Source organism: Sphingobacterium sp. WM (assembly GCF_029542465.1).
Classification (GTDB): domain Bacteria; phylum Bacteroidota; class Bacteroidia; order Sphingobacteriales; family Sphingobacteriaceae; genus Sphingobacterium; species Sphingobacterium cellulitidis.
This window is the reverse complement of the sequence record NZ_CP120709.1, coordinates 2,106,538-2,132,631: the sequence shown is the minus strand read 5'-3', so window position 1 is coordinate 2,132,631 and position 26,094 is coordinate 2,106,538. Positions and strand designations below refer to the sequence as shown.

The 26,094-nt window shown below is 36.2% G+C and carries 22 protein-coding genes and 1 tRNA gene; 14 read left to right on the top strand and 9 right to left on the bottom strand.

Annotation, left to right across the window (positions count from 1 at the left end; genetic code table 11):
* Positions 1 to 28: 28 nt before the first annotated feature.
* Entirely contained in the window at positions 29 to 1,039 is a 1,011-nt protein-coding gene (locus tag PZ892_RS09175) for a D-cysteine desulfhydrase family protein (protein ID WP_277712891.1), read from the bottom strand.
* Between the two features lie 107 nt (positions 1,040 to 1,146).
* On the opposite strand from PZ892_RS09175, the gene gdhA reads away from it, so the two are divergent.
* Positions 1,147 to 2,481 (top strand): NADP-specific glutamate dehydrogenase, encoded by a 1,335-nt coding sequence (gene gdhA / locus PZ892_RS09170; protein ID WP_277712889.1) that lies wholly within the window; start codon positions 1,147 to 1,149, stop codon positions 2,479 to 2,481.
* 131 nt (positions 2,482 to 2,612) lie between these two features.
* On the top strand, positions 2,613 to 2,858 hold the full coding sequence (locus PZ892_RS09165) for a hypothetical protein (RefSeq protein ID WP_094256441.1): 246 nt from the start codon (positions 2,613 to 2,615) through the stop codon (positions 2,856 to 2,858).
* 188 nt (positions 2,859 to 3,046) lie between these two features.
* Here the strand turns inward: PZ892_RS09165 and PZ892_RS09160 are convergent, their stop codons facing one another.
* On the bottom strand, positions 3,047 to 3,730 hold the full coding sequence (locus PZ892_RS09160) for an NAD-dependent deacylase (RefSeq protein ID WP_277712888.1): 684 nt from the start codon (positions 3,728 to 3,730) through the stop codon (positions 3,047 to 3,049).
* 66 nt (positions 3,731 to 3,796) lie between these two features.
* Complete coding sequence (locus tag PZ892_RS09155) at positions 3,797 to 4,090, bottom strand: DUF2892 domain-containing protein (RefSeq protein ID WP_094256439.1); 294 nt, start codon at positions 4,088 to 4,090, stop codon at positions 3,797 to 3,799.
* Between the two features lie 118 nt (positions 4,091 to 4,208).
* Between PZ892_RS09155 and PZ892_RS09150 the strand changes: the two genes are divergently transcribed.
* Positions 4,209 to 5,051, top strand: coding sequence for an ATP cone domain-containing protein (locus PZ892_RS09150; RefSeq protein WP_277712886.1), 843 nt, complete (start codon positions 4,209 to 4,211; stop codon positions 5,049 to 5,051).
* A complete protein-coding gene (locus tag PZ892_RS09145) occupies positions 5,044 to 5,778 on the top strand; it encodes a TIGR00730 family Rossman fold protein (RefSeq protein WP_277712884.1) in 735 nt (244 codons plus the stop codon). The genes PZ892_RS09150 and PZ892_RS09145 overlap by 8 nt, the downstream gene beginning before the upstream one ends.
* 149 nt (positions 5,779 to 5,927) lie before the next feature.
* Here the strand turns inward: PZ892_RS09145 and PZ892_RS09140 are convergent, their stop codons facing one another.
* Entirely contained in the window at positions 5,928 to 6,803 is an 876-nt protein-coding gene (locus PZ892_RS09140; protein ID WP_277712882.1) for a hypothetical protein, read from the bottom strand.
* Positions 6,804 to 6,812: 9 nt separating this feature from the next.
* Positions 6,813 to 7,619 (bottom strand): 4-(cytidine 5'-diphospho)-2-C-methyl-D-erythritol kinase, encoded by an 807-nt coding sequence (gene ispE, locus PZ892_RS09135; RefSeq protein WP_277712881.1) that lies wholly within the window; start codon positions 7,617 to 7,619, stop codon positions 6,813 to 6,815.
* Positions 7,620 to 7,706: 87 nt separating this feature from the next.
* On the opposite strand from ispE, the gene PZ892_RS09130 reads away from it, so the two are divergent.
* The 6 genes from PZ892_RS09130 (at position 7,707) to bglX (ending at position 20,952) form a co-directional block, all read left to right on the top strand.
* Positions 7,707 to 10,565: a triple tyrosine motif-containing protein gene (locus PZ892_RS09130; RefSeq protein ID WP_277712880.1), complete on the top strand. Its 2,859-nt coding sequence runs from the start codon at positions 7,707 to 7,709 to the stop codon at positions 10,563 to 10,565.
* Positions 10,566 to 10,992: 427 nt separating this feature from the next.
* Complete coding sequence (locus tag PZ892_RS09125) at positions 10,993 to 14,094, top strand: TonB-dependent receptor (RefSeq protein ID WP_277712878.1); 3,102 nt, start codon at positions 10,993 to 10,995, stop codon at positions 14,092 to 14,094.
* A gap of 19 nt (positions 14,095 to 14,113) precedes the next feature.
* On the top strand, positions 14,114 to 15,538 hold the full coding sequence (locus PZ892_RS09120) for a RagB/SusD family nutrient uptake outer membrane protein (protein ID WP_182498620.1): 1,425 nt from the start codon (positions 14,114 to 14,116) through the stop codon (positions 15,536 to 15,538).
* 59 nt (positions 15,539 to 15,597) lie between these two features.
* Positions 15,598 to 17,235 (top strand): glucoamylase family protein, encoded by a 1,638-nt coding sequence (locus PZ892_RS09115; protein WP_277712876.1) that lies wholly within the window; start codon positions 15,598 to 15,600, stop codon positions 17,233 to 17,235.
* 3 nt (positions 17,236 to 17,238) lie between these two features.
* Positions 17,239 to 18,609, top strand: coding sequence for a glucoamylase family protein (locus tag PZ892_RS09110; RefSeq protein ID WP_277712875.1), 1,371 nt, complete (start codon positions 17,239 to 17,241; stop codon positions 18,607 to 18,609).
* Between the two features lie 60 nt (positions 18,610 to 18,669).
* Positions 18,670 to 20,952, top strand: a complete 2,283-nt coding sequence (gene bglX / locus PZ892_RS09105; protein WP_277712874.1) for a beta-glucosidase BglX — start codon at positions 18,670 to 18,672, stop codon at positions 20,950 to 20,952.
* A gap of 90 nt (positions 20,953 to 21,042) precedes the next feature.
* Here bglX and PZ892_RS09100 read toward each other — a convergent pair whose 3' ends face one another.
* The 3 genes from PZ892_RS09100 to PZ892_RS09090 form a co-directional block, all read right to left on the bottom strand.
* Positions 21,043 to 21,663, bottom strand: a complete 621-nt coding sequence (locus PZ892_RS09100) for a hypothetical protein (RefSeq protein WP_277712873.1) — start codon at positions 21,661 to 21,663, stop codon at positions 21,043 to 21,045.
* A 65-nt stretch (positions 21,664 to 21,728) separates the two neighbouring features.
* Positions 21,729 to 22,259: a YfiT family bacillithiol transferase gene (locus PZ892_RS09095; RefSeq protein ID WP_277712871.1), complete on the bottom strand. Its 531-nt coding sequence runs from the start codon at positions 22,257 to 22,259 to the stop codon at positions 21,729 to 21,731.
* Positions 22,260 to 22,285: 26 nt separating this feature from the next.
* A complete protein-coding gene (locus tag PZ892_RS09090) occupies positions 22,286 to 23,140 on the bottom strand; it encodes a tetratricopeptide repeat protein (protein ID WP_277712870.1) in 855 nt (284 codons plus the stop codon).
* Between the two features lie 183 nt (positions 23,141 to 23,323).
* On the opposite strand from PZ892_RS09090, the gene PZ892_RS09085 reads away from it, so the two are divergent.
* Positions 23,324 to 23,411, top strand: a tRNA-Ser gene (locus PZ892_RS09085).
* Positions 23,412 to 23,849: 438 nt separating this feature from the next.
* On the opposite strand, the gene PZ892_RS09080 is transcribed toward PZ892_RS09085, so the two are convergent.
* Positions 23,850 to 24,374, bottom strand: coding sequence for a hypothetical protein (locus PZ892_RS09080; protein ID WP_277712869.1), 525 nt, complete (start codon positions 24,372 to 24,374; stop codon positions 23,850 to 23,852).
* Between the two features lie 430 nt (positions 24,375 to 24,804).
* Here PZ892_RS09080 and PZ892_RS09075 point away from each other — a divergent pair, with 430 nt between their 5' ends.
* From PZ892_RS09075 to PZ892_RS09065, 3 genes are all read left to right on the top strand, one after another.
* Positions 24,805 to 25,251 (top strand): GNAT family N-acetyltransferase, encoded by a 447-nt coding sequence (locus tag PZ892_RS09075; protein WP_277712868.1) that lies wholly within the window; start codon positions 24,805 to 24,807, stop codon positions 25,249 to 25,251.
* An 88-nt stretch (positions 25,252 to 25,339) separates the two neighbouring features.
* On the top strand, positions 25,340 to 25,789 hold the full coding sequence (locus PZ892_RS09070; protein ID WP_277712867.1) for a hypothetical protein: 450 nt from the start codon (positions 25,340 to 25,342) through the stop codon (positions 25,787 to 25,789).
* Positions 25,790 to 25,918: 129 nt separating this feature from the next.
* On the top strand, positions 25,919 to 26,077 hold the full coding sequence (locus PZ892_RS09065) for a hypothetical protein (protein WP_277712865.1): 159 nt from the start codon (positions 25,919 to 25,921) through the stop codon (positions 26,075 to 26,077).
* Positions 26,078 to 26,094 lie beyond the last annotated feature (17 nt).

Genomic DNA, 26,094 nt, shown 5'->3' with positions numbered 1-26,094 from the left:
TTAAGGTTGAAGTTTTAAATATAGGGAATTAAAACCAATTGCTATACGCAAACAAACCTGTAACACCACCTGTATGGATAAATAAAATGGGTTCACCTTTGGGGTACTTTCCTAATTTAATATCATTGATTAATCCTGTGAAGGCCTTACCCGTGTAAACCGGATCAAGGAATACGCCTTCCGATTTCGCCAAGTGCTTGATCGTCGCGAGGGTTTCTTTGTTCGGGATACCATAGGCTTCCCCAACATAATCATTGCTAAGATGATAATCTGGATTGGCAGAAATACCGAATATTTCCAATATTCCTTCGGTTATCTTTTTGGTTTCACCTAGAATAGGTTCCCTATCGGGTTGGACATTATACGCCTGGATAAAAGCTTTTTTGCCAAGAATTTCATAACCAGCAATCAGGCCAGCATGTGTTCCTCCGGAGCCACTTGCAAGCGCGATATGTTGAAAATCAACCCCTAAGGCTTGGGACTGCTCTTCAATTTCATAGACAGAACGTGCATATCCAAATCCACCAACAATATTGGAACCTCCTACAGGAATAAAATAAACCCTATCCCCTTCTGTTTCATAATGTTTTGTCAGGCTAAGGATGAAATTTGATGCGGTTCCGTCATTGGGTATTTCATGGATATTAGCATCGACAATATTATCCAATACCAGGTTTCCATTGAGTTGATAACTCTCCGTATCCAATGGGACGGAATTTTTGAGAATTAAATCAACCTCAAATCCTAGTATTTTTCCAGTAATGGCGGTTAGACGAGCATGATTGGATTGGCGGGCACCGATGGTAATCACTCGGTTGGCATTTTGATTTTTGGCTTCAGCCAACAGGTATTCAAGTTTCCGTAGTTTATTTCCTCCGGTTCCAATCTCAGTTAAATCATCACGTTTTATATAAATTGGGGTATCTAATTCTTTACTCAAGGATTTTAGAAACAACAATGGGCTGGACTGGTTTAGGAGATTGATTCTATGAAAACCATTTTTCAATAGATGGGTATCAAACCCTTTAACTTCTTTCATAAGATAAAATTAAGGAAAATTCTATTGTAATTAAAAACATAAAATATTGGCATTTTTATGATATTTTTGGTAATATTGCGTTGAATCAAATAATTATTTATTAATAAATGTCCCTTAATTTTAAGAATTTCATTAAACAAGTAGGCCAGCGTAACCCAAATGAGCCTGAATTTTTACAAGCGGTAACTGAAGTTGTTGAGGATTTAATTCCTTACATCATTGAAAACAGACAAGATTTTATCGATTTAAAAATCCTGGAACGAATGGTAGAACCTGAGCGTATTGTTTCCTTTCGTGTTGCATGGTTAGATGATAAAAATCAAATTCAGGTTAATCGTGGCTATCGTGTTCAGATGAACTCGGCAATTGGTCCGTATAAAGGTGGATTAAGATTCGCTCCTGATGTGAATTTGAGTATCTTAAAATTCTTAGCTTTTGAGCAGGTTTTCAAAAATAGCTTGACAGGATTACCAATTGGTGGCGGTAAAGGTGGGTCAGATTTCGATCCTAAAGGTAAATCTGACAATGAAATCATGCGTTTCTGCCAAAGTTTCATGACTGAGTTACAACGTCATATTGGTTCTGAAACAGATGTTCCAGCTGGTGATATCGGTGTCGGAACCCGTGAAGTGGGATATTTATTTGGACAATACAAAAGATTGCAAAATAATTTCTCAGGAGTATTGACTGGTAAAGGCACTCAATGGGGTGGTTCGTATATCCGTCCTGAAGCAACTGGCTATGGTCTCCTCTATTTTGTTCAATGTGTATTGGATTATAATAATGAAAATATCGAAGGCAAAGTAATAAGTATTTCCGGAGCTGGAAATGTGGCTTATTATGCTGCTGAAAAAGGAATACAATTAGGAGCGAAAGTAATTACCCTTTCGAATAGTCAGGGAACGATCTACGATAAAGATGGTTTTACCTTAGAGAAGTTAGCTTATATCGCGACATTAGGTCGGGATATCGCAAAATTTGCAAAGAAATATCCTTCGGCAAGTTATCATGCTAAAGAAAATCCTTGGCAATTTAAATGTGATATTGCATTACCATGTGCGACACAGAATGAAATCAACGAATCTGATGCTAAGAAATTAGTGAAGAATGGTTGTAAAATAGTGGCTGAGGGTGCAAATATGCCTTCTACGGCGGAAGCAATTCGAGTTTATCACCAAGCAAAGATTCATTTTGGACCAGGTAAAGCTGCCAATGCTGGTGGTGTTGCTGTTTCTGGTTTAGAGATGTCGCAAAACGCCATTGGACAACAATGGTCTCCTGAGAAAGTTGATCATCGTTTAAAATTAATCATGGAGAATATCCATAAAACATGTGTGCGTTTCGGTAAAGAACCTACAGGTTATATCAATTACTTGCGAGGTGCTAATATCGGTGGCTTTATTAAGGTAGCCGAAGCGATGAAAGCACAAGGAGTCGTTTAGAATAGTAATAATTTATATTTTTGAAGTTCTGGTCATTATTGACCAGAACTTTTTTTTGGCATTTATTCAAAAAGTGGAAACAGGATGATTTATGCCAGTACATAATTGAACAATTAAAAAAAAATAATAAAATGCGTGTATTAGCAGAATTGCCACATCCGGATTGTAAGATTAGCATATTTGGTATGAACCAAAAGTTCATCATCAAATTTGAGCAAGGAAGTTTGGAGCAATCCTATAAATTAGCTGAGGCTGATGTTGTAGGTGGAGTCAATGGAGTATTTGAAATGCTTGATGATGAATTTATGAAAAAGGTTTTAGACCTGTTTTCCCAAATGAGAGCCTCAATTTTGGAAACATATAATAAATATCAATAGTTACTATACATGATATTTATAATATACTGATTATTTATTAGTTATAAATACAAAACCTCCAAAACCAAATAAAATTTGGCTTTGGAGGTTTTTTTATACCCTAAACAAATTGTTTAAATTGAACTATAAATATATATAAAAAATATAACTATCTGATAAATAGTGTTATTATATGTGTGTACAAAATTTTATTTTGCAAGCAAATTCGCCAAATAATCAACACCTTTACTCGCTTTTTCCGTAATTTTAATAACTACCGGTGGCACATTGTATTGCTCAGCATTGGGGTCAATTAGAATCAATTTACAATCAGGTTTAGTTTCATAAATCAGGTTGGCTGCTGGGTATACTTGTAAAGAAGTTCCGATGGTGATAAAGACGTCTGCTTGTCTTGCTAATTTATAAGCTTCATTCATATTTGGCACCTGCTCCCCAAACCAAACGACATGTGGCCGTAGCTGAGAACCCAATTCACATTGATCACCAGTCTTGATGTCAGCTCCCTCTATATCATAAATTAGATTAGGATTTACTGAAGATTGTGATTTTCGAATTTGCCCATGTAAATGGAGGACTTTACTACTTCCAGCACGCTCATGTAGATCATCTATATTTTGAGTAATGATGGTGATATCATATTCCTTCTCAAGTTCAGCTAATTTCAAATGTGCATGATTAGGTTGCACACTGAGGCAATCTGCTCTTCTTTTATTATAAAATTTCTGTACCAATTCCGGGTCACGTTGCCAAGCTTCAGGTGTTGCGACATCTTCAATTCGATGACCTTCCCAAAGTCCGTCCGACCCTCTAAAGGTCGGAAGTCCACTTTCAACAGATATACCAGCACCAGTAAAAACGACTATTTTTTTCATAAATATGGATTAAAAAAAATCGGTTTCATTATTCAATGAAACCGACTGTAAAAATAATTGTGTTTTTTATTTTACAAAATATCTGTGTTCAATTACTGTTGCTTCAGGTTTCTTTTCTTCAATTGCCTCCTTAATTGGGCAACTTCCTGTAACACCTCTAAGAATAAGTGCACCACCTAATGTGATTCCTGAAAATGCTGTAATGGGGTTCTTCAAAAGCTTTCTTGCGCCCATTCCAACAATAAATCCACCAGCAATTACCGATAATATACGTTCTGAGGTTCCTACGTTGCCATATTCGCAGGATTCCTCGAGTTTAGTTTTTACCTTGTCTATTGCAAAATTTAAAATACCGCTCATAATTTTCGAAATTTAATCCTATACAATATAACGATTGAAATATTAAAATGTTTCTACTTGGGTATAAATTTTGTGTTTAGGACATTAATATTTGTAAATTCATACAGAAAAGAAAAACATGCGCGTAAAAAAATATTCAGGTGAGCTGGTGCCTTTTGATGAAACAGCATTACGACGCTCCCTAACCCGTTCCGGAGCAAATGAACAAGAAGTAAATTTGGTATATACCTCCATTAAAGGTTCTTTATATGATGGGATTTCCACCAAGGAACTCTATGAGATGGCATTTAATGCTCTAAGAGGTAAGAAAAATTCCTATGCTGCTCGTTACAGCCTAAAGAGAGCAATTCGCGAATTGGGCCCTGAAGGTTTCTATTTTGAGAAATGGATTGCACGCTTATTTCAGGAAGACGGTTATGAAGCCGTGACTGGCCAAACCGTACAAGGTCATGCTGTAAGTCATGAGATTGATGTCGTTGCCCTTAAGGGAGATGAAATGTTGGCCATTGAATGTAAATTCAGAAATGATGCCGATGCGAAGATATCTGTGACCACCCCTATGTATTTTAAGTCCCGAAAGGAAGATATCACCGGGATATCCTATACTTTCTTCAATAAGAATCATGAGTTTACTGACGGCTGGTTGGTTACCAATGCCTATCTAACCTCTGATTCTGTTACATTTGGTGAATATTATAAGGTAAACCTATTGTCCTGGGATTATCCCAAGGGAAGCTGTTTAAAAACCAGAGTAGATAGCAATGCAGAGTATCCAGTTACCTGCTTAACCAATATTACAGCTCAGGATAAAGCGATGTTATTGAAGTTTCAATGTATTTTAGTAAAAGATTTAGTGAAATCGCCTCAGATATTAGATAAAATTCAGGTTGCTAAAGATAAACAAAAACTTATCCTCAATGAGGCGAATGAATTAATTAACAGTCCATTAGAACATGAGTAATAAATTTGTAAGAGAGGAGATAAATTTTCTCAAAGGCGCTCGGGGACGTTGGAATGAGTTGAAATACGCACTTGGCGTAGTATTTCAATTTATGAAGGGATTTCGGACCTTACATTTCGTTGGTCCCTGTGTCACAGTATTTGGTTCGGCTCGATTTGGAGAAGACCATCCCTATTATATTCAGGCAAGGGAGCTATCTGCGAAGCTTGCAGAACAAGGATTTACCATTATGACTGGTGGTGGTCCCGGAATTATGGAAGCCGCAAACCGTGGTGCGAAAGATGTCGATGGAAATTCTGTTGGCTGTAATATCGTGTTGCCACATGAACAGAAGCATAATCCCTATATGGATAAGTTCGTGAATATCGAATATTTCTTCGTCCGAAAGGAATTGCTACGCAAGTATTCATTTGCCTTCGTCATTATGCCGGGTGGATTTGGAACCTTAGATGAGTTTTTTGAAACCTTAACCCTCATCCAAACGAAGAAGATATCGCAATTCCCCATCGTTATCATGGGAATGGATTACCATAAAAACATCAAAGAACATGTAGATATGATGATTGAAGCCAAAACCATCAGCCCTGAAGACCAGGATCTATTATTGTTCACCGATGATATCCATGAAGCTGCGCTTCATATCATGAAATACGCAAATACCAATAAAATCGTCGAACTCAAAGAATCAAAACCTAGCTGGATATTGGGTGAGAAAAAGGCGATTTAGAAAACAGACATGTCGCCCCTCTGGGGCTATGAAACGTGTAAGGGCGTATGCGAATTAAAATATAAAAGGGCGTATGCGATACGCCCCTACCAATATTTACCAAAATAGATTCTTCATCTTCGATTCAGAATGAACAAGCTACCGTTTTTTTATTTAATTTTTTGAAAATAGTATTTATCCGAAAATGCTTCATTCCTCTGGATATAAGCAAATCCACCTTGGATATCGATTATCCAATTAAATCGATGAATTAAATCTGCACCGATATAATTTGTTTTTTGATTCTTGATTTCTCCGGTAAAAAGGCTGACTGGGACTTCTTTAAAGGTGAAACTATCAATTTTTATTTGAGGCATCAGACAGATGAGACTGGATAATTTCTGTCCGGCTGAATTGGTCATTGTTTTTTCTTCCAAAACTGGAAGTTTCTGAGCCAAATGATGGGTATCGGCGAGTTGGTTGTTGTATAAAATAGCACCTGAAAAACCGGATTGCATTAAGAATTCATCCGTGGAAGGCTGATCTCCGAACATGCTGGTTAATTGCAGGAATAATTGTCCGTTTTTGGTTTTTACTGGAATTTTATGATATCCCTCCAGTGATGGAAGTTCATCATACAATTCGAATTGAGATTGGGAATAATTGATTTTAAAGATTTTCCCTTGGAACATCAGCGTTCCAATTTTTCCTTCCGCTTCTGGTCCTGTATATTCATTGTTCCAGATCCATACGCTATCAATGATTGTATTGGCCACTTTTATCTGGTTTACTTTGCTTAATCCTTCTGGAAATTCAGTGCTATCAAATTTCACAGATTGAACCGGATTTTTTCGGTCTGGTGCTAATGAGCCCTCTTGCATCGCGATTTGAAACATCAACTCTACGGAATCAACTTCATTTATTATAGCTTTTACAAGGATATTATGATGATTGTTTAATCGGAACGGAATTATCTCTTGTGCCAGTGCCGAATTTGTCATGATGACCAAGAGTACAAATAGCTGCAACAATTTGAGCTGTTTCATTGTGCTTACTTATAAATTTACAGGCAGAAAAACCTTTCCATATTTATTTAGTTCCTCGAGTCCTTCTAAATCTTCGAATATGCCAAACACAGATGAGCCTGATCCGCTCATTGAAGCGTAGATAGCTCCTTTTTCATAAAGTTTTGCTTTAATATCCCCGATTACTGGATATCGGTCAAAAAGAGATATTTCAAAATCATTAATTATCTGATATTTCCATTCTTGAATGGGAAGTCGGATAGCTTCTTTGAGGTTGACACTTGGAGTCATTGGACTTACATTTCGGTATGCTTCAGCAGTTGAGATATGGATATCGGGTTTGATGACCACTATCTGATATGCGCTTAGATCAACATCGATCTCGCTTAATTCGGTCCCTATGCCTTGTGCATACATGGCTTGGTTGTCAATAAAAAATGGACAATCTGCACCTAATTTGGCTGCATAGCTTTTCAACTGGTCCTTGCTCAAGTTTAACTTGAAGTAATTATTCAAAAGTTCTAAGGTTGAGCTTGCATCAGATGAACCTCCACCTAATCCTGCGCCAATCGGTATGTTCTTTAATAGATGTATTTTGACTGGATCGATATGCTGATCCTGCTTCAATAAATGATAAGCTTTAAGACAAAGGTTTTGGTCATCGGCGGTTAAATCTGAATTCCAGATTTGAAGTTCGAGTTTTTCCGAAGGCAGGATTTCTACGACATCATAGATCTTCACCGGATAAAAAATGGTTTCCAGTTCATGGTATCCATCCTCCCGTTTGCTCAGGATATGTAGACCAAGGTTAATTTTTGCGTTTGCAAACTTCAGCATATACAAATTAAATGATTTTCCATTAAGTAGCCAATGACAATTTTAATGTTCATAACAAGCTTTTATTATATTTGAGGACAGAAGAACATGAAATTAATTAAATCAATCATTCTTTTATTGCTGACTGTCGGACAAATGGCAGCATCATTTGGGCAAAACATCCCTCGTGTAGGCTCCCCATTTGTTCAACAGTATGCCAAGACCAGCTATAAAGCCGGAAATCAGAACTGGGGAATCGCTGTAGCTCCCGATGGGATGATTTACTCAGCCAATACCGAAGGATTACTATCCTTTAATGGCCAGGAATGGGAATTGCATCGAATGAAAAATCATGCCGGACTTCGAAGTGTTTATATTGACGCTACAGGTAAGATATTTGTAGGTGGTGCAGGTGAATTCGGGTATTGGACGCGCTCTGATTATGGGAAGATGAGTTATACAAGCTTATCAGGCCTTGTAAAAGATCAGCAAGCATTAAAAAATGATGAGATCTGGCGAATTATCAATGATGGTGATAAGATATACTTCCATACCTTCTCTAAAAGCTACCTGTACGCCAATAATCAAATTCAAACCATAACAGCCAATGGTGAACCATTTCTATTTGGGTTCCAGGTGAATGGCAAGATGTTTTTTGAGCAAATTCCATCAGGGCTTTTTAGCTTCCAAGGAAATCAACTATCCCCACTTAAAGACAAGGATAAGTTATTAGGATATAACATCTTAACCATGCTTCCCTACAGTTCTACTGAAATTCTGATTGGCACGGATAGAAATGGGGTTTTCAAGATGAATGCAGACGGTAGTATTGTACCTTGGGCGTCCGAGGCTCAAGATTTTCTAAAGAAATACCAGATTAATAGTGGAGTAAAACTTTATGGAAATCAATACGCCTTTGGTACCATTCAAAACGGAGTAATCATCATAAATCAAACTGGAGAAATTGTACAGCATATTAATAAAAATAATGGTCTTCAAAATAATACGGTTTTAAGTCTGGCAATTGACAAGCAATCCAATTTATGGGTTGGTCTGGATAATGGAATTGATCGAATAGATATCAATAGTCCATTATATTATTTTGCAGATCTTACGGGAAACATTGGCACGGTTTACACCTCCATAATCTATCATAATAAGATTTATTTAGGGACGAATCAAGGTTTATTTGTAAGTGACTGGCATGGTGTGGATCATTATAAGTCATTGGAATTCCGGGTAATACCAAATTCCCAAGGACAGGTTTGGAAATTAGAGAATATAGCAGGGCAACTGATCTGTGGCCATAATAATGGTACTTTCGTTGTGGATGGGAATAGCATGCTTAAGATTTCATCAGTGACCGGAGCTTGGAATTTTGCAACCATTAAAGACAGCAATTACTGGCTTCAGGCGAATTATACTGGAGTTAGTTTAATGCAGAGTAATCCGGATGCGTCCTTTATCAAGCAGTTTTCCTATAAAAAAGATCCTATTCGAAATATTATTCAATCGGGTCCTGAGAGCTTTTGGTTAAGTAATAACCAGAATGTGTTCAGTTTTAAGTTAAGTCCAAATTATCAGGAAGCAACAGAACTAAAATTAGAGAATAATGGTTTGCCTAAAGAAACCAAGCTATACGGGATTTATGATTTAGCCAATAATATTGTCTTTGCCAGTGATTCAGGCTTCTATTTATATGACAATATCCTTAGAGCATTTAAACCTTATGAAGAATTAAATAACCAATTAGCCTCTTTCTCCAATGCGAATAAGGTAATTCCGATCTCAAATAATATTTATTGGTTTATTAAGAAATCACATTTAGCGAAGATTCAATTTTTGAGTGATGGTAAACTAAAGATTGACTCAAGTTCATGGAATTCCCTTAAAGGCAGGATGATGAACGAGTATGAACAAGTCTTAAATGTCGACAATAACCTTTCACTAATAGGTTTGGACAATGGTTTTGCCTTGTATTTTAATCAATATCCTGTTCAGCAGAATATACCTAAGCCATTGATCAGTAGTATTTGGAATACTACAGCTGAACCCTATCCAATTTTTGATGAGCTTGAAATACCGAATGATGAAAATAATATTCGGATTTCATTTGCATCGCCTTGGTATTCCTCGGCATCCTTACGGTACCAGTATTATTTAGAAGGTTATACAGAAGCCTGGTCGAGTTGGGAGGAAATTGCATTTAAGGATTTTACCAATTTACCATTTGGGAATTATACCTTTCAAGTCAGGGCAATTACACCGAATGGAATCAAATCTGAAATTACAGCCTTTAGTTTTAAAGTTCTGCCACCATGGTATTTAAGTTGGCCTGCCTTAACAGGTTATTTACTATTATTGGTATTAATCCTTTATTATGGAAAGAAAGGATATGAAAACCGCTTATTAAAGCACCAAAGACAGCTTAAGATGAAATTAATGGCCGAACAGGAAGAGCGTCTAGCTAGGGAAACAGCGGCCAATGAGAAGAAATTAATCTCCTTAAAGAATATTCAATTGGAGCAAGAATTGGAAAGCAAGAATCGAGAACTTGCCAATGCTGCCATGAATATTGTCTATAAAAATGAAATGCTGAATAACTTGCACCATGAATTAACCAATATTAATGATACCAATGGGAACAAGTTAAGTCAGGATCAACTTCGAAAAGTCAGCAAACTGATTGATGAGGCACACAGTGATGATCGGGATTGGGATTTATTTGAAAAGAGCTTTAATGAGGCCCATGAAAACTTTTTCAAAAAGTTAAAAGCAGACTATCCAGGACTTGTGCCGAATGATTTAAAACTATGTGCTTATCTAAGACTGAATATGTCAAGTAAAGAGATTGCATCCCTTTTAAATATTAGTACCCGCGGAGTTGAAATTCGTCGCTATAGACTTCGTAAAAAATTGAATTTACATACGACAAAAAATTTAACCGAGTTCTTGTTGGAACTTTAAAAAATAGTCTCCACTCACCTATTATTTTCAATAAAATTTGATAACAAACTGAAAGATCCTTATGCTAAAAGAATTGTTTTTTTAGCTGATTTTTAGTAAAATTCTCTATTCTCACCCATATTTTTAAAATTATTTTTAGTTATTATTTACTTTTTACTACTACAACACTACATCATAGTGACACAAAACTATATGTGTATTTTATACACTTTAGTGTTCAAGTTGTGAATTATATAATAATGTCAACAGATTTATTTTCAGTCTTTTAATATTTACTTAATAATAGAATGAGAAAGTATTTTTTTCATGTAGTAGTAATGTATATATAGAAAATTTCAATTACAAACCAATACATCACATATTTGTTAAGTGAATACACACTTTTTTACTACTAAACATTATTTACTCAATTAAAACCATTTGTTATATGAGGAAGTTATTTACCCTGACCTTTGTTTTCCTTATCAGCATGACCTGGCTATATGGACAAAGCAAAACCGTTACAGGAACGGTGAAGGACAGTCAAAGCATGATGACTTTGCCTGGCGTTTCCGTTACTATTAGTGGACAATCAGGTGGGACACAAACGGATGAGGCAGGCCGTTTTAGCCTAGAGGCTACTCCTACTGATTCATTAGTATTTTCCTTTGTGGGATTCGTTTCAAAGACTATTATCGTAGGTGATAAGAGTCAAATCAATGTTTTCTTGGATGATGAGAATTTAGCTTTAGAGGAAGTTGTCGTGGTCGGCTATGGTACTCAAAAGAAGGTTGATTTAACGGGAGCTATCGGTAGTGTAAAAGCTGCAGATATTGTTAAACAACCAGCCATGTCGGCGATGCAATCAATCCAAGGTAAAGTTGCAGGTCTTAATGTGACTGCTTCTGAAGCTCCAGGATCTACTCCACAAGTTACCATTCGTGGTCTTGGTACTGCCTTAGCAGGTAGAAACCCTTTATACATTGTGGATGGTTTTCCAATGGACAATCTGAATAGCATCAATCCTTCGGATATTGAATCCATTGATGTCTTAAAAGATGCTTCTTCAGCTTCCATTTATGGTGTTCGTGCATCCAATGGGGTGATCATGGTAACTACTAAAAAAGGTAAAATGGGATCAATAAAAATTGGTTATGAAGGCTATGTAGGCATGAAAAACATGCTGAATCAAGTCAAAATGGCTAATGCATCCCAATATATCGAATATTACAATGAGAATATTAAAGGTATCGGAAAAGGAACATTATTAAATACAAGCCAAAGCAATAATACAAATTGGTTTGATGAGATGTTGCAAAATGGTACAGTTTATAATAATGCCATTAACTTATCAGGGGGATCTGAAATCGTTGATTATTTTGTAAGTGTAAATAATTTCACAGAGAATGGAATTTTAGACGGTTCCAAATTTTCAAGAAATACTATTAGAAACAACAACACTTACAAGTTTTTAAACAACAAACTTAAATTTAATCAGACATTAAATCTTTCATTCAATAAATCTACTCCAAAGCCATATAGTTCATTCAATGATGCCTATCGTCAAACTCCACTGGCACCAGTGATGTTTGATAATGGTCGCTATGGTACTTCTATTTATAATACGACTACTGGAGTCGCAGGCTATCAAACACAACCAGGCGAGTCCACCGGAAATTTAAACTCCATTGGTAATCCAATTTATGCGATTAAAAGAGCAAATCAGCTAAATAATAGCACTCGGATTCAAGGAGGTATTGAAGGTGAATACCAAATCTTAGATTTCTTAAAAATCAATTCCCGTATTGGTGGAACAAAGATTTTCAGCAACGAAAGAACATTTTCAGATATCAAGGATGCATGGTTAAATGGTAGTCCGCTGCGAACAGAGGCTGATTTTGAGAAGTTAAAAAATGATAATCCGAATGTGACCCAATACGCAAACAACAGTTTGAGTTATAAAAAGAATGAAGATTTTAGATGGCAGTGGGAAACGTTTTTGACTTTTGACAAGAATTTTAATGGTCATCAACTGAACGCTGTAGCAGGTTTTTCTAGAGAAAAGTACAACATCAGCAATATGTTATCAGGTACAGGATATGATTTATTAGCACAAGAACAATATTGGAATATTGACATGGCCGATCCAGAATATACCAAAATTCTGAACCAAACTTTCCATACACCGATTGCATTAGCTTCATATTTTGGCCGTGTTCAGTACAACTATAACAGTAAATATTATGCCACAGCAACCTTCAGAAGAGATGGTTCTAGTATTTTTAGATCTACAGGAGATTATTTTGAAAACTTCCCTTCGTTTGGTATAGGTTGGACGATTTCCAATGAGGATTTCATGAAAGATAACACAGTATTAAACTTTTTGAAATTAAGAGCTAACTGGGGTGTTTTAGGAAATCAGGATATTCCATTGAACGTATCACAATTATTAACTGCTGACGGTAGTTCGAACTTAAATTATGTATTTGGCCCGAACCAAGATTTGGTATTAGGAGCAGCATTTGGTAGTCCAGCAATGCCTTTGAAATGGGAAAAAACCTATGAGACTGGCGTTGGTTTAGACTTTGAAATGTTTGATAGAAAACTATCAGGATCCTTTGATTACTATGATAAATTGAATTCCAATTTATTAATGAATGTGATTCCAATCTTAAATTCACCTTTCTCGAATAACTTTTATGACCATGGTGGTAAGGTTAGAAACAATGGTATTGAGGTAGTTTTAAATTGGAAAAATTCTATTTCTGAGGATTTCAATTACAATATCGGTGTTAATTATGCCTACAACCACAATGAGTTGAAAGAGGTAAAACCAGCATATGATGGAGCTTATGGAGGAAGTCTTGCAAATGGACAAATCACAAAGCAGATTAAAGCAAATCAACCACTTTATGGTTGGTGGATGTGGGAAACAGATGGGGTTTGGCAGAATCAAGATCAAATTGACAACGGTGTAAAATATGGTTCTCCAAGACCTGGCCATTTGAAATACAAAGATCAAAATGATGATGGCGTAATCGATAATAGAGATAAAGTATTTTTTGGATCCTATATGCCGTCATCAACCTATGGTGTAAACCTTGGTATCAACTACAAATCTGTTGATTTTTCACTTTCAGGATACGGTGTTGCAGGAAACAAAATCTATAATGCATTAAAAGGTACTCGGATCAATGGTGGTGAAAATATCACCGAGGAAACTTATTTGAACCGTTGGACTCCAACAAATAACTCGAATATCAATCCTGGTGCAGATAGAGATTCTTATGCTTCAAATTATTACCTAGAATCAGGAAATTATTTCAGAATTAACAATATCACCTTGGGGTATACCTTCAAAAAGCTATACAATTCGACTTCCAACATGAGGTTGTATTTTACGGCTCAGAATCCATTTATGTTCACAAAATATACAGGATTTTCACCTGAGATCCCTAGTGATGGAAATCCACAGTTGACCTCGGGTATAGAATTATCGGCTTATCCAACTACAAGAAACTTCTTGTTTGGTATCAATGTACAGTTCTAAATCATTAAAGACGACAAATATGAAATTCAGAAATTTAAATATAGCATTATTGGCAGCTGCAGGTCTTTTAATGACGGGTTGTGCCAAGGACTTTCTAGACGTACCATCTAAAGAAATAATTGAGGCTGAAGATAGTAATCAGAATTACTCACCGGAGGTTTTGATCAATGGTATTTATGGGATGTTCACAGATTGGAATTATGGTTTTTCTTTTTTAGGGATTACAGAGATAATTTCCGATAATTCAGATAAAGGTTCCTCTCCTACAGATACAGGTAGTGACAAGGATATTTTGGATAATTTGACTTATACCTCCACTGCAGGTTCATTTGCAGCATTATGGGAACAATGGTACAAATCCATTGGTCGTGCCAGCAATGCCATTGAATATACCGAAGGATATGGTTTGACGGATGAAACCTTAAAGAACCGTTATATTGGAGAAGCAAGGTTTTTGAGAGCTTTAAATTATTTTTGGTTGGTTCGTGGTTGGGGTGATGTTCCAATTCAAGAGCAGGACTTAATTAAGAGAGTACCTCAATCTGAGGTTTATGCTTATATCGAAGCAGATCTTCAATTTGCGATCAATAATCTTCCTGATAAGTCAAAATACGCGAGTAAAGATTTGGGTCGTGCGACTAAAGGTGCTGCTCAAGGCTTATTATCGAAAGTTTACTTATATCAAGGAAAATGGCAACAGGCCTATGATATGGCTCAAGCTGTAATAAATTCAGGTGAATATAGTTTAGAACCAAATTATGAGAAAATTTGGAGATTAGAGGGTGAAAATGGCGGCGAATCTTTATTTGAAATTCAAGCTAGAGGATCTTCAATTGCCCATGGTATCCAACAATATTCTCAAACGCAAGGACCACGTGGTGGTACGGCGGCAATTGGTTGGGGATTTAATACACCATCACAAAACCTTTTGGATGCATTCAACGCAGAAAAGGATGATATCCGAAGAGATGCAACCATAATTTTCCGTAATGAAACCATGTTTGACGGTGTCAAGATTGGAAATACGGAAAATGAAATGTACAATGAAAAGGCTTATTCATCTGCCAATGGTGGTGCTGGAGATACCGACAAGAATCTAAGGTACTTACGATTAGGAGAAGTGTACTTAATAAAAGCAGAAGCTGCGAATGAGTTAGGAAATACTGCAGAGGCGTTGTCAGCATTGAATGCTATTCGTAATCGTGTAAAATTACCTAATACGACAGCTACTGGTCAAGCGGGAATTCGTCAAGCTATATGGAAAGAACGTCGTTTAGAATTAGCGATGGAGCATGACCGTTGGTTTGATTTAGTAAGGACAAAACAAGCAGAAACAGCGATGAAAGCTGCAGGAAAAGCATTTCAAGCTAAGCAATACTTGTTTCCAATTCCAAACAATCAGTTAATACAAACACCAGAAATGGTTCAAAATCCTGGCTGGTAGATTTTCATACAATTTGAGGGAAGGTCAATTGATCTTCCCTTATTTATATAATTTCAAGCATGAGAAATCTTTACTCCACAATACTATTGTTCAGTTTTCTTTTCTTGGCTTGTTCCAAGAATGATGCTCCGAACAAACCTTCAGATTCTGGTTTTGCCCTTAGTTCTGTAAAGGTTGGCAATCAAGATTTACAGATCAATTCCAAAGGCATTGCATTAAGCCCAGAAATAACCATTGATTTTGATGAAACCCTTGCTAGTCAAGATTTATCCTCAACAATTCAGTTATTAAACGCTGATAAGGCAACCATGGCTAGCAGCGTAAAACTTATTGATGGAGGCAAGAGAGTTTCCATTACTCCCTCTAAGCCTCTATTAGCTTTATCTAAGTACGAAATATTAATAAAGAACTCCTTAAAAAGCACTTCGAATAATAGCTTAAAACAGCAATATAATATTGTATTCAACACAGCTATAGATCAATCTGATAAATTCAAGCGGATTTCTGAGGAAGAGCTTTTGAATTTAGTTCAAAAACAGACTTTCAGTTATTTCTGGGATTTTGCGCATCCTAACTCAGGGATGATTCGGGAGCGAAATAGTTCAACAGAAACCGTTACCACCGGAGGGACCGGATTTGGTCTAATGGCTATTGTTACTGCCGTTCATCGGAATTTTATCACAAAAGCCGAAGGACTAGCAAGGACCAAAAAGATAATTACCTTTTTAAAGTCAGCTGATAAATATCATGGAGCCTTTTCCCATTGGTATAATGGTGCCACTGGAAAAACGCAGCCCTTCAGCACTAAGGATAATGGCGCAGATCTGGTAGAAACTTCGCTCCTTTTTCAAGGATTATTTGTTGCTAGAGAGTATTTTAAGGATGCAACAGTCACAGCGGACATCAATGCAATGTATCAAGCTGTAGAATGGAAATTTTTTCAAAATGGGCAGAACGTTTTGTTTTGGCATTGGAGTCCTAGTAATGCCTGGGAAATGAATCTAAAAATCCAGGGCTGGAACGAATCATTGATCACCTATGTATTAGCTGCAGGTAGTAGTCAACATGGCATTGAGAAAAAGGTTTATGACGAAGGTTGGACAAGAAATGGTCAATTCAAGAATGGGAAGAGTTTTTTCAATTTAGTTTTACCCCTAGGGCCAGATCAAGGCGGGCCATTGTTTACTGCACAATATAGTTTTTTAGGAATCAATCCAATTGGGTTGAAAGATGCACATGCAGATTATGAAGAACAAGTTAAGAATCAGACCTTAATCAACAGAGCTTATTGCATATCTAATCCGAAGGGATATTATGGATATTCTTCTTCCAACTGGGGTTTAACAGCGGGAGATATTCCAAATGGTTATTCTGCGATGTCTGCAAGTAATGACCTTGGGATAATTAGCCCTACTGCGGCATTAACATCCATGGCATTTACTCCAAAAGAATCAAAAGAGGCATTAGAGTTTTTTTATTATAAGCTGGGTGACCGTTTATGGGGGCAATATGGTTTTAAGGATGGATTTTCCTTGGACCAAGCCTGGTTTGCAGAAAGCTTTATTTCGATTAATCAGGGACCAATTATCATTGGTATTGAAAATCATCGCAGCAAATTAATCTGGAACTTATTGATGAAAAGTCCAGAAGTCAAAAATGGATTAAAAAAATTAGGATTTACTTCTCCAAACATTTAATATATGAAGCTACAGACACTAACAATTGCATTATTACTAGCAGCAACAGGATTATCATCCTGTCAGAACTCACAAAAAGGGGAAAACCAAAAAGACAGTATTTCAGCGGATAGCGTTTCCTTATCCAATGATTCCTTGATGAACAAAATCCAGGCTCAAACCTTTCAATACTTTTGGGAAGGGGCAGAACCGAATTCGGGTTTGGCGAGAGAAAGGATTCATATTGATGGTGTTTATCCTGAGAATGACGAAAATGTCGTTACCATTGGCGGTAGCGGATTTGGAATCATGGGATTAGTGGTCGGCATGGAACGAGGATACATCAGTAAAAAGGAAGGTGAAGACCGATTAAACCATATTATGGATTTTCTTGGGAAAATACCACGTTTTAAAGGAGCTTGGTCCCATTGGTATCATGGCGATACAGGAAAGGTTAAAGCCTTTAGTGAGAAGGATAATGGTGGTGACCTCGTGGAGACTGCATTTTTAGCACAATCATTAATCGTTGTTCGGGAATACCTGAAGGACGGGTCTGAGGAACAAAAATCAATTGCAAAGAAGGCAGACGACCTTTGGAAGTCTGTTGATTGGAACCATTATACCAATGGCAAGAATGTTTTATTATGGCACTGGAGTCCTACGCATGATTTCGGTATGAACCATCCGATTCAAGGCTATGATGAATGTTTGGTAACCTATGTTTTAGCCGGTTCCTCACCTACTCATCCAATTGACACAGCGGTTTACAATCAAGGTTGGGCAAGAAATGGTAAGATAAAATCCGATTTAAAGAAATTCAATATTCCAATTGGGGTAAAACACAATGCCAAGGAAGGTCAGGTAGGACCCTTATTTTGGGCGCACTACTCCTTCTTAGGATTAAATCCAACTGGTTTAAAGGATGCCTATGTAGATTATGGAGAAGTGGTAGTTAACCATGCTAAGATCAATATTGCCTATGCGGATGAGAATCCTAATAAATATAAAGGCTATGGATCAGAGAAAGGTTGGGGTTGGACAGCATCTTATTCTATAAAAGGGTATGATGCACATCATCCAGACAATGATAAATCCGTTATTAGTCCTACAGCTGCCCTATCTTCTACGCCATATACACCGAAGGAAAGTATGGCATTTGCCAGATATTTATTCAACCAGCTTGGCGATAAAGTATGGGGGAAATATGGTTTTTATGATGCTTACAGTGAAACCGAGAATTGGTTTCCACAACGATATTTAGCGATTGACCAAGGGCCGATCGTCGTGATGATGGAAAATTACCGATCTGGATTAATCTGGAACTTGTTTATGCAGGCACCAGAGATACAATCTGGTTTGAAGAAATTAGGATTTCAGAGTCCCAATCTGAAATAGTTAATAGTTAGAATTAGTTACTCAGCTCAGCAATGGGCTGAGTTTTTAGAATTGAAGAGAATGAGATTAATTAGAAACATCATCTGTGCAGGACTAATTTTCAGCAGTCATTTGGTATTTGCTCAAGCAGACCAAAAGATGGGAAAATTCATTGATGAATTGATGGGGAAAATGACGATTGAGGAAAAAATTGGTCAATTGAATTTGGTAACTGCAGGCGAGGCGACAACGGGTTCTGTCGTATCAACAGATGTAGAGTCAAAGATTAAAGCCGGAAATATCGGAGGAATTTTTAGTATGACCTCCCCTTCCAGAATCCGGAAAGCCCAAGAATTAGCAGTGAATCAATCGAGGTTAAAGATACCTATCATCTTTGGGATGGATGTTATTCATGGATATAAGACTATTTTTCCGATTCCATTGGGATTGGCAGCAACATGGGACATGAATTTGATTCAGAAAACTGCCCGTGTAGCAGCTACGGAAGCATCAGCAGATGGATTAAATTGGACCTTTTCCCCTATGGTTGATATTTCCAGGGATGCACGTTGGGGAAGAATTTCAGAAGGAAGTGGTGAGGATACCTATTTGAGTACTCGTATCGCAAAAGAAATGGTTATAGGCTATCAAGGCGATGATTTAAGTAAAAATAACACCTTGATGGCTTGTGTAAAGCATTTTGCCTTATATGGAGCGGCCGAATCCGGTCGAGATTATAATACGACGGATATGAGTTTACATAGAATGTACAATGAATATTTACCTCCCTATAAAGCAGCCCTTGATGCTGGAGCGATGTCTGTGATGACTTCCTTCAATGATATCAACGGAGTTCCTGCAAGCGCGAACCAGTGGTTATTGACAGATTTATTGCGTAAAGATTGGAATTTCAACGGTTTGGTAGTAACCGATTATACGGCTGTCAATGAATTAATTGACCACGGTCTTGGTGATCTTCAGAAAGTATCAGAACTTTCCTTGAAGGCTGGAGTGGATATGGATATGGTTGGTGAAGGCTTCTTGACTACTTTAAAGAAATCATTGGATGAAGGGAAAGTATCAGAAGAAGAAATCAATCGAGCCTGTCGTTATGTATTAGAAGCAAAATATAGATTGGGATTATTTGAAGATCCATTCAAATATTGTGATGAAGATAGAGCGAAGAAAGAGCTATTAACTCCAGAGAATTTAAAATTGGCAAGAGAAGCTGCCGGGAAATCATTTGTCTTATTAAAGAATGCCAACCATACCCTACCATTAAAAAAACAGGGTACAGTTGCAGTAATAGGTTCATTAGCAAATACAGGGGCAAATATGCCAGGAACCTGGAGTGTGAGTGCTGATTTAGAAAATACACAATCACTTGTTGAAGGAATGCGTTCAGTACTTGGAGATAAAGTGGATATTGTGACACACTTGGGGGCAAATTTGACGGATGATCCTGCATTACAAGAGCGTTCCACCATGTTTGGACGTACCATTCCTCGTGATAATCGTTCATCTGAAGCAATTATTGCAGAGGCCTTGGAAGTTAGCAAGAATGCGGAAGTAATCGTAGCAGCCTTGGGTGAGAGTTCTGAGATGAGTGGAGAAAGCTCTAGTCGTACTGATTTAAATATTCCGGAGAGCCAAAAACGATTATTGGAAGCCTTGGTAAAAACAGGTAAACCCGTAGTTTTGGTATTATTTGCTGGAAGACCATTAACCCTAACTTGGGAACAAGAACATGTTCCAGCCATTCTCAATGTATGGTTTGGGGGAACAGAAACCGGAAAAGCAGTAGCGGATGTACTCTTTGGGGATGTAAATCCATCAGGGAAACTACCGGCAACATTTCCGCAGAATGTAGGACAATTACCAATGTACTACAGCGAGAAAAATACAGGTCGTCCATTAGCAAAATCAGCATGGTTTCAGAAATTTAGATCAAATTACCTAGATGTGAGCAATGAACCTTTATATCCATTTGGATTTGGATTAAGCTATACTGAATTTGAGTATAGTCCCTTGAAATTGGAGAAAGCAACCATAAACAAATCAGATAAGCTCAAAATTACTGTTCAGGTCAAAAATAAGGGGCAGTATAATGGTGAGGAAGTGGTTCAATTATATATTCAGGACTTGGTTGCATCACAAACCAGACCAGTTAAAGAATTGAAAGGCTTTCAAAAAGTATGGATAGAGAAGGGAAAATCGAAAACCGTTGAGTTTGAAATCAGTGAAGAAGATTTAAAATTTTACAATCAAAAGCTTGATTTTATTTCAGAACCTGGGAAGTTTAAGGTTTATATAGGAACCAATTCGAGGGATGTTCAAGAAGCAGAATTTGAATTGATAGACTAAGATAATCTTGCATAATTTAATTTAAATAATGAATAAGAGCGACAATTTTGTCGCTCTTATTATTGAAATACCATATTATTGGGATAAGGATTACCCAATATTTTCCGTATAAAAATCTACTTCGATAAATTTTTGGAATTCACTTTCATCTTCTTGCGTTAATTGAAATTGTTTGATAACTCCGGCAATTTTAATTGGAGATTCAGGCAATAAGCCGGCGTCTTTATCATGTGCCACAAGGACAGCCTCTCCGGATACATCATCTTTAATTTCATAAACTATATAAGTCTCACTGATTGGGATTAATGTAAAAACATCGATCACGGGAATAGAGATAAAACCAGAAATGACACCTTCGCCTTCGATTTTGCGAGGGGTACCACTAATAATCACTCCAGTTCCGGCATCCAAGGATTCTAATTCAGCATTAGAATTTATTGATTGCGGACTATATTTCTGGAAATTATCAGAAAGTTTATCATCGAATCTCCCTTCAATTTCCTGTTGTTCCCTAGCTGATAATTTGGACATTGCCAGATTTAAAAACAATACAGCCTTTTGTTTCGGTAGGCTTGCTCCGGCCACTTTTGACACTTCCGATTGAGAAATAAGGTCATCATCTGCTTTAGTAAAAATATTGTAGAATTGACCACCATTATCCAGGTTATCAATTGCTTGACTAGCACTTTTGAAAAGGGTTATTTGTTCCATTATTAGATAGTTTTGATTCTTAAATTTACTGATTTTATTAGAATTATACAGGATTTCAAGCTTATCTATAGCTTTTTTGCATTGATAATGTGGGTAAGATGATGGTTACAATGCCAAGCATAAATTCCTATTGCAGTTTCAATACTAATCGTTTTATTGGATTCAGGATTACGAAATTGTTTTTTCAAATCCTGTAGGGAAAGGTTTGATAGCAGCGTAGCCCAACGTTGGTGCAATCCATCCAAAATTTTCATGGAGCTTTCAATTGGCATATTACTGTCAGGCAAATTTGCCCATAGATCTTCCTTATAAGTTTTTATGGTGGGAGTATCCTCAGTCAATGCCAGTTTAAACCGAATAAAACTATTCATATGACTATCTGCACAGTGGTGGATTAACTGTCTAATGGTCCAGCCATCTTCCCGATACGTCAATTCAAAATCTTTATCCTGTAATTTTTGAATTTCATTACGCAGGTATTCAGGGAATTTGGCAATCGTTTTTATCCAGGAATCGATGGTTTCCGGATTGATATGTTCAGGTTGGCTGAATTTTCCAATTGGATATCTAAGTTTTTCAAGTTGGTCTTTTAACATGATTATTTTGGTTATAAGGTATTATATCAACGGTCTCTATACCAATTTTCTTCATAATAGTTTAGGTAAGCACGGTATTGAGAGTCAGGTTCAGAATTTTGGACAACGATTACTTTCCAATCATCAAATTTGGGTTTGTCTTTGGCATGAAAGTAACTTTGCGCCATATTAATGGCCATTTCTGCAATTTGAGTTTTATCAGATGCGAGTTCAATTCCTTTTCTATATACTTTTTCAGCTTCAGGAAGATTATTCAAGTGTTTTAATGAGAAACCGAGTTCCCTATAATACCAGAAATTGCTGGGGTTATTTTCTAAGGCTTTATTCAAAACAATAACAGCCTTATAAAAGCTTCCTGTTGCATTATAGGCATATCCCAATTCAAATTCTAATCCTGGAAAATGAGGATCTTCCTGATATGCTTTTTGGAGAATTGGAAGAGCTTTAATGCTAGCTCCTGCCCCATTCATCCAAGATGCTCTTTGCACCCTGTTTTGTAGGAAATCACTATTTTCCTTATACGGTTTCAACCATTCAGGTTGAGGATTCAGATGAAGGTATTTTATTTGTTCATCATTCAGCGGCATTACATCAAAAGTATTGGGGTCTAGTCTTACCATAATATTTGAAGAGGTATCGAGTCTAGGAATTTTATGGAATTTATTGTTTTTATATTCCAGTTCGCCTTCATACTTGTAGGTATATCCGCTTTGTGGATCTAGGTAAATAAATCCTAGGGCATAGGTATTTTGTTTATCTTTTTTATTAAAAACGACCCATTGATCTTCAGCATTATAAAATTTGGTTTCAAAAGCAAGATTTGATTTTTGTGCAAGGGCGATATTGCATAATGAAAATAGGAAGACAATGATTTTTTTCATGCTGAAAATGACTTTATACTAAAGTCGGCATTAATAAGGAAAAAAGTAAATGTTGTAAATAAATTTAGGGGTTTTTAACGGAAAAACGGGTTAAAAAGGGTTGTAATAAAAATAATCGGGCTCATTTTCAGGCTACTAATAATTAAGTTTTGGAGAGCGTATAAAAATTTCTACTTTTGTCGCGGAGAGTTGGCAGAGTGGTCGAATGCGGCGGTCTTGAAAACCGTTAACTGTCACAGGTTCGGGGGTTCGAATCCCTCACTCTCCGCCAAACAAATCAAAGCCTCGCAATAGCGAGGTTTTGTTGTTTTTGAAGCTTTTGCCAAACTTGTTTGAGCAAATTCTTCAAAAACAACAAAACATAGTGAGCACAGCGAACGGGCTTTGATTTGTATGAAGCCTCCCCCAACAAGGGATGGCTCAGGGATGGAGTGCGGGAATTGTGGGGCTGAGCCAATCCCTCCGACTCCTTCAAAAACAACAAAACATAGTGAGCACAGCGAACGGCCTTGATTTGTATGAAGCCTCCCCCATCAAGGGATGGTATTCAGACTTCAAATAATATTGGATTGAACTTTACCAAATATTTCCTATAGGTATCTTTATTTAGTATAAAAATTCAAAATTATCTATAGTTTATTAATATTTGATTATTATAAATAGGATTAGTATTTATGTTTTATATATTTCCAAATTCAATGGAATTTATTCATTTCTTTTTGCTCCCTTTTAATATTTTTTCTTTATTCCCTTTATCGATTAAATACATTGCATAAATATTTGAATACAATTCAGGAGAATAATCTGTAATTAGTCCTATTTCAAATCCATCTTTTTCGTAAGTAAATTTATATTGGTTTATACTAATTGTATTGACTAATTGAAACCCATATTCATTTAGGTCATTTTTCATTTGCTGATACTCCTGTGAATCAGTAGTCATATAAACTGTAAGTAGATTTATGTCATTTGAAACAATTTTCCCTATCATTTTTGTGTCTAAGCCATCTTCCTTAGCAAAATAATAAAGTATTGATTTATTTCCCGCAATGTTGAACTCCTTTAGTAAAGTCTTCTTGTATTTTGGATTTTGTAATTCAAACCCCTTACTTAATAAAATATCTTCTACGTCTACAATTTTGTTGTTGTGGATATCAGCAAAATCATGCAGATTAATTTGTGCTAATGAAAAATTATAAAGTATTATTAATAGAATTGAGAGAATATATTTCATATTGTCTATTTCAAGCAAAATAAATTGATTTTGAGAATTGGTTTCCAATTCATAAAGAATTTCATGTTATAATAAAATGGTTATTCAAATATATCAAAAAGTAAATATCTTGGAATCTACTTTCTTTTCATTGTTCACCTTCTTTAATATTTAAGTATTAAAAATGCAATTATCTTTCTCCCTCAAAATTCACTCACCCCCTCCCCATAAACTCAATATGTTTCGGATTTTTACCACCCCTACTTTTCAATCTTTGCATTATAAAACAATTAAAAACTATACAAAAATTTAAAGGCAAATAGGCATTAATTCCCCTCCTCTTCTACAGAAAACAGTTTTTCTTCCACCAGATGCAATTGGTATAGGTACAGTTGATATTTTGTTTAATTTTACAACAGCACTAAGTAAATATTTAAACACAATGCATACCGTGAACTTTGAAATTATCAAATATTCCGATACATATAAACAACAAGTTTTGACTGTTTGGGAAAAATCAGTTCTTGCGACACACGATTTCTTGACCCCAACTGATTTTAAAGAAATTAAGGAATTAGTCAATACTATTAATTTCAATGATTTTCAGGTTTTTTGTTTAGTAAAGGGAAAAAGAATATCGGGTTTTATTGCTGTTGAAGATAAAAAAGTTGAAATGCTCTTTTTAGACCCAGAATATTTCGGTCAAGGGCTAGGACAGAAATTATTAAACTTCGCAGTCAAAGAACTAAATGCAGACAAGGTAGATGTAAATGAGCAGAACACAAAAGCACTGAAATTTTATCAAAAATTTGGATTTGAAATATTTGAGAGAACTGATAAGGACGAGCAAGGAAGAAACTATCCTCTATTGAGATTGAAATTAGTAGATCAACAATAGATAAATCCTAAATCATTAGTATAAAGGTTTTACGTTGTAATCCTGCAAAGTTAATACACAAAATAATTTCATTTTACACCCTGAACCCATGCATATCGTTTTTTTACCCAAGACAATAATCGAACTTGAAGAATGGATGAAAGAAAAATGCTTCAACTTTGATAGTTATTCCATAAACGGGAGTAGTATTTATGAAGGTTTTGGGATTGACAAATCAGACGGACTTTATGTATGGTTTTATACAGAACGTGGACAAAAAGACAATTTGAAATACTTCAAGACAGAGAGTGAAATTGTAGAATATGCTTTTAATCAGATTAAGTCTGACAAATGGGCTAGGACACATTGCATCGGTTTTTCCGCAGATATTAATAAAATAAAGGATTTAAAAAACATATTACAGACAATGGAAATAACGTTTTTTGAAGATCAAATACCATATTATGGAATAGACAGACCTGTATATAGAATATTTGTATCAGGCTGCGACATAAAAAAGACAGAATATTTAAAGGAAAAATATTGGACAGAAAAATAAAAACTGTGTTTTTCTCGAGTAATAGTCCAAAAAAATATCAATCCCCCTCCCCTCATAAACTCAGCAAGATTCAGATTTTCTAGCAGCCCACACTTTTCAATCTTTGCATTATATAACTAATAAAAAACTATGCAAAGATTTACAGACAAGTACGCATTGATCACAGGAGGAACAAGCGGAATGGGATTAGCTACGGCTCAAGAATTCATCATTAATCTAGCATCTATTAATTTATTATTCAGTATTTTACTATTTTTAAAGGACAAGAAAGCGAAGTATATAATATAAAGCAATGAGAAAAAGGA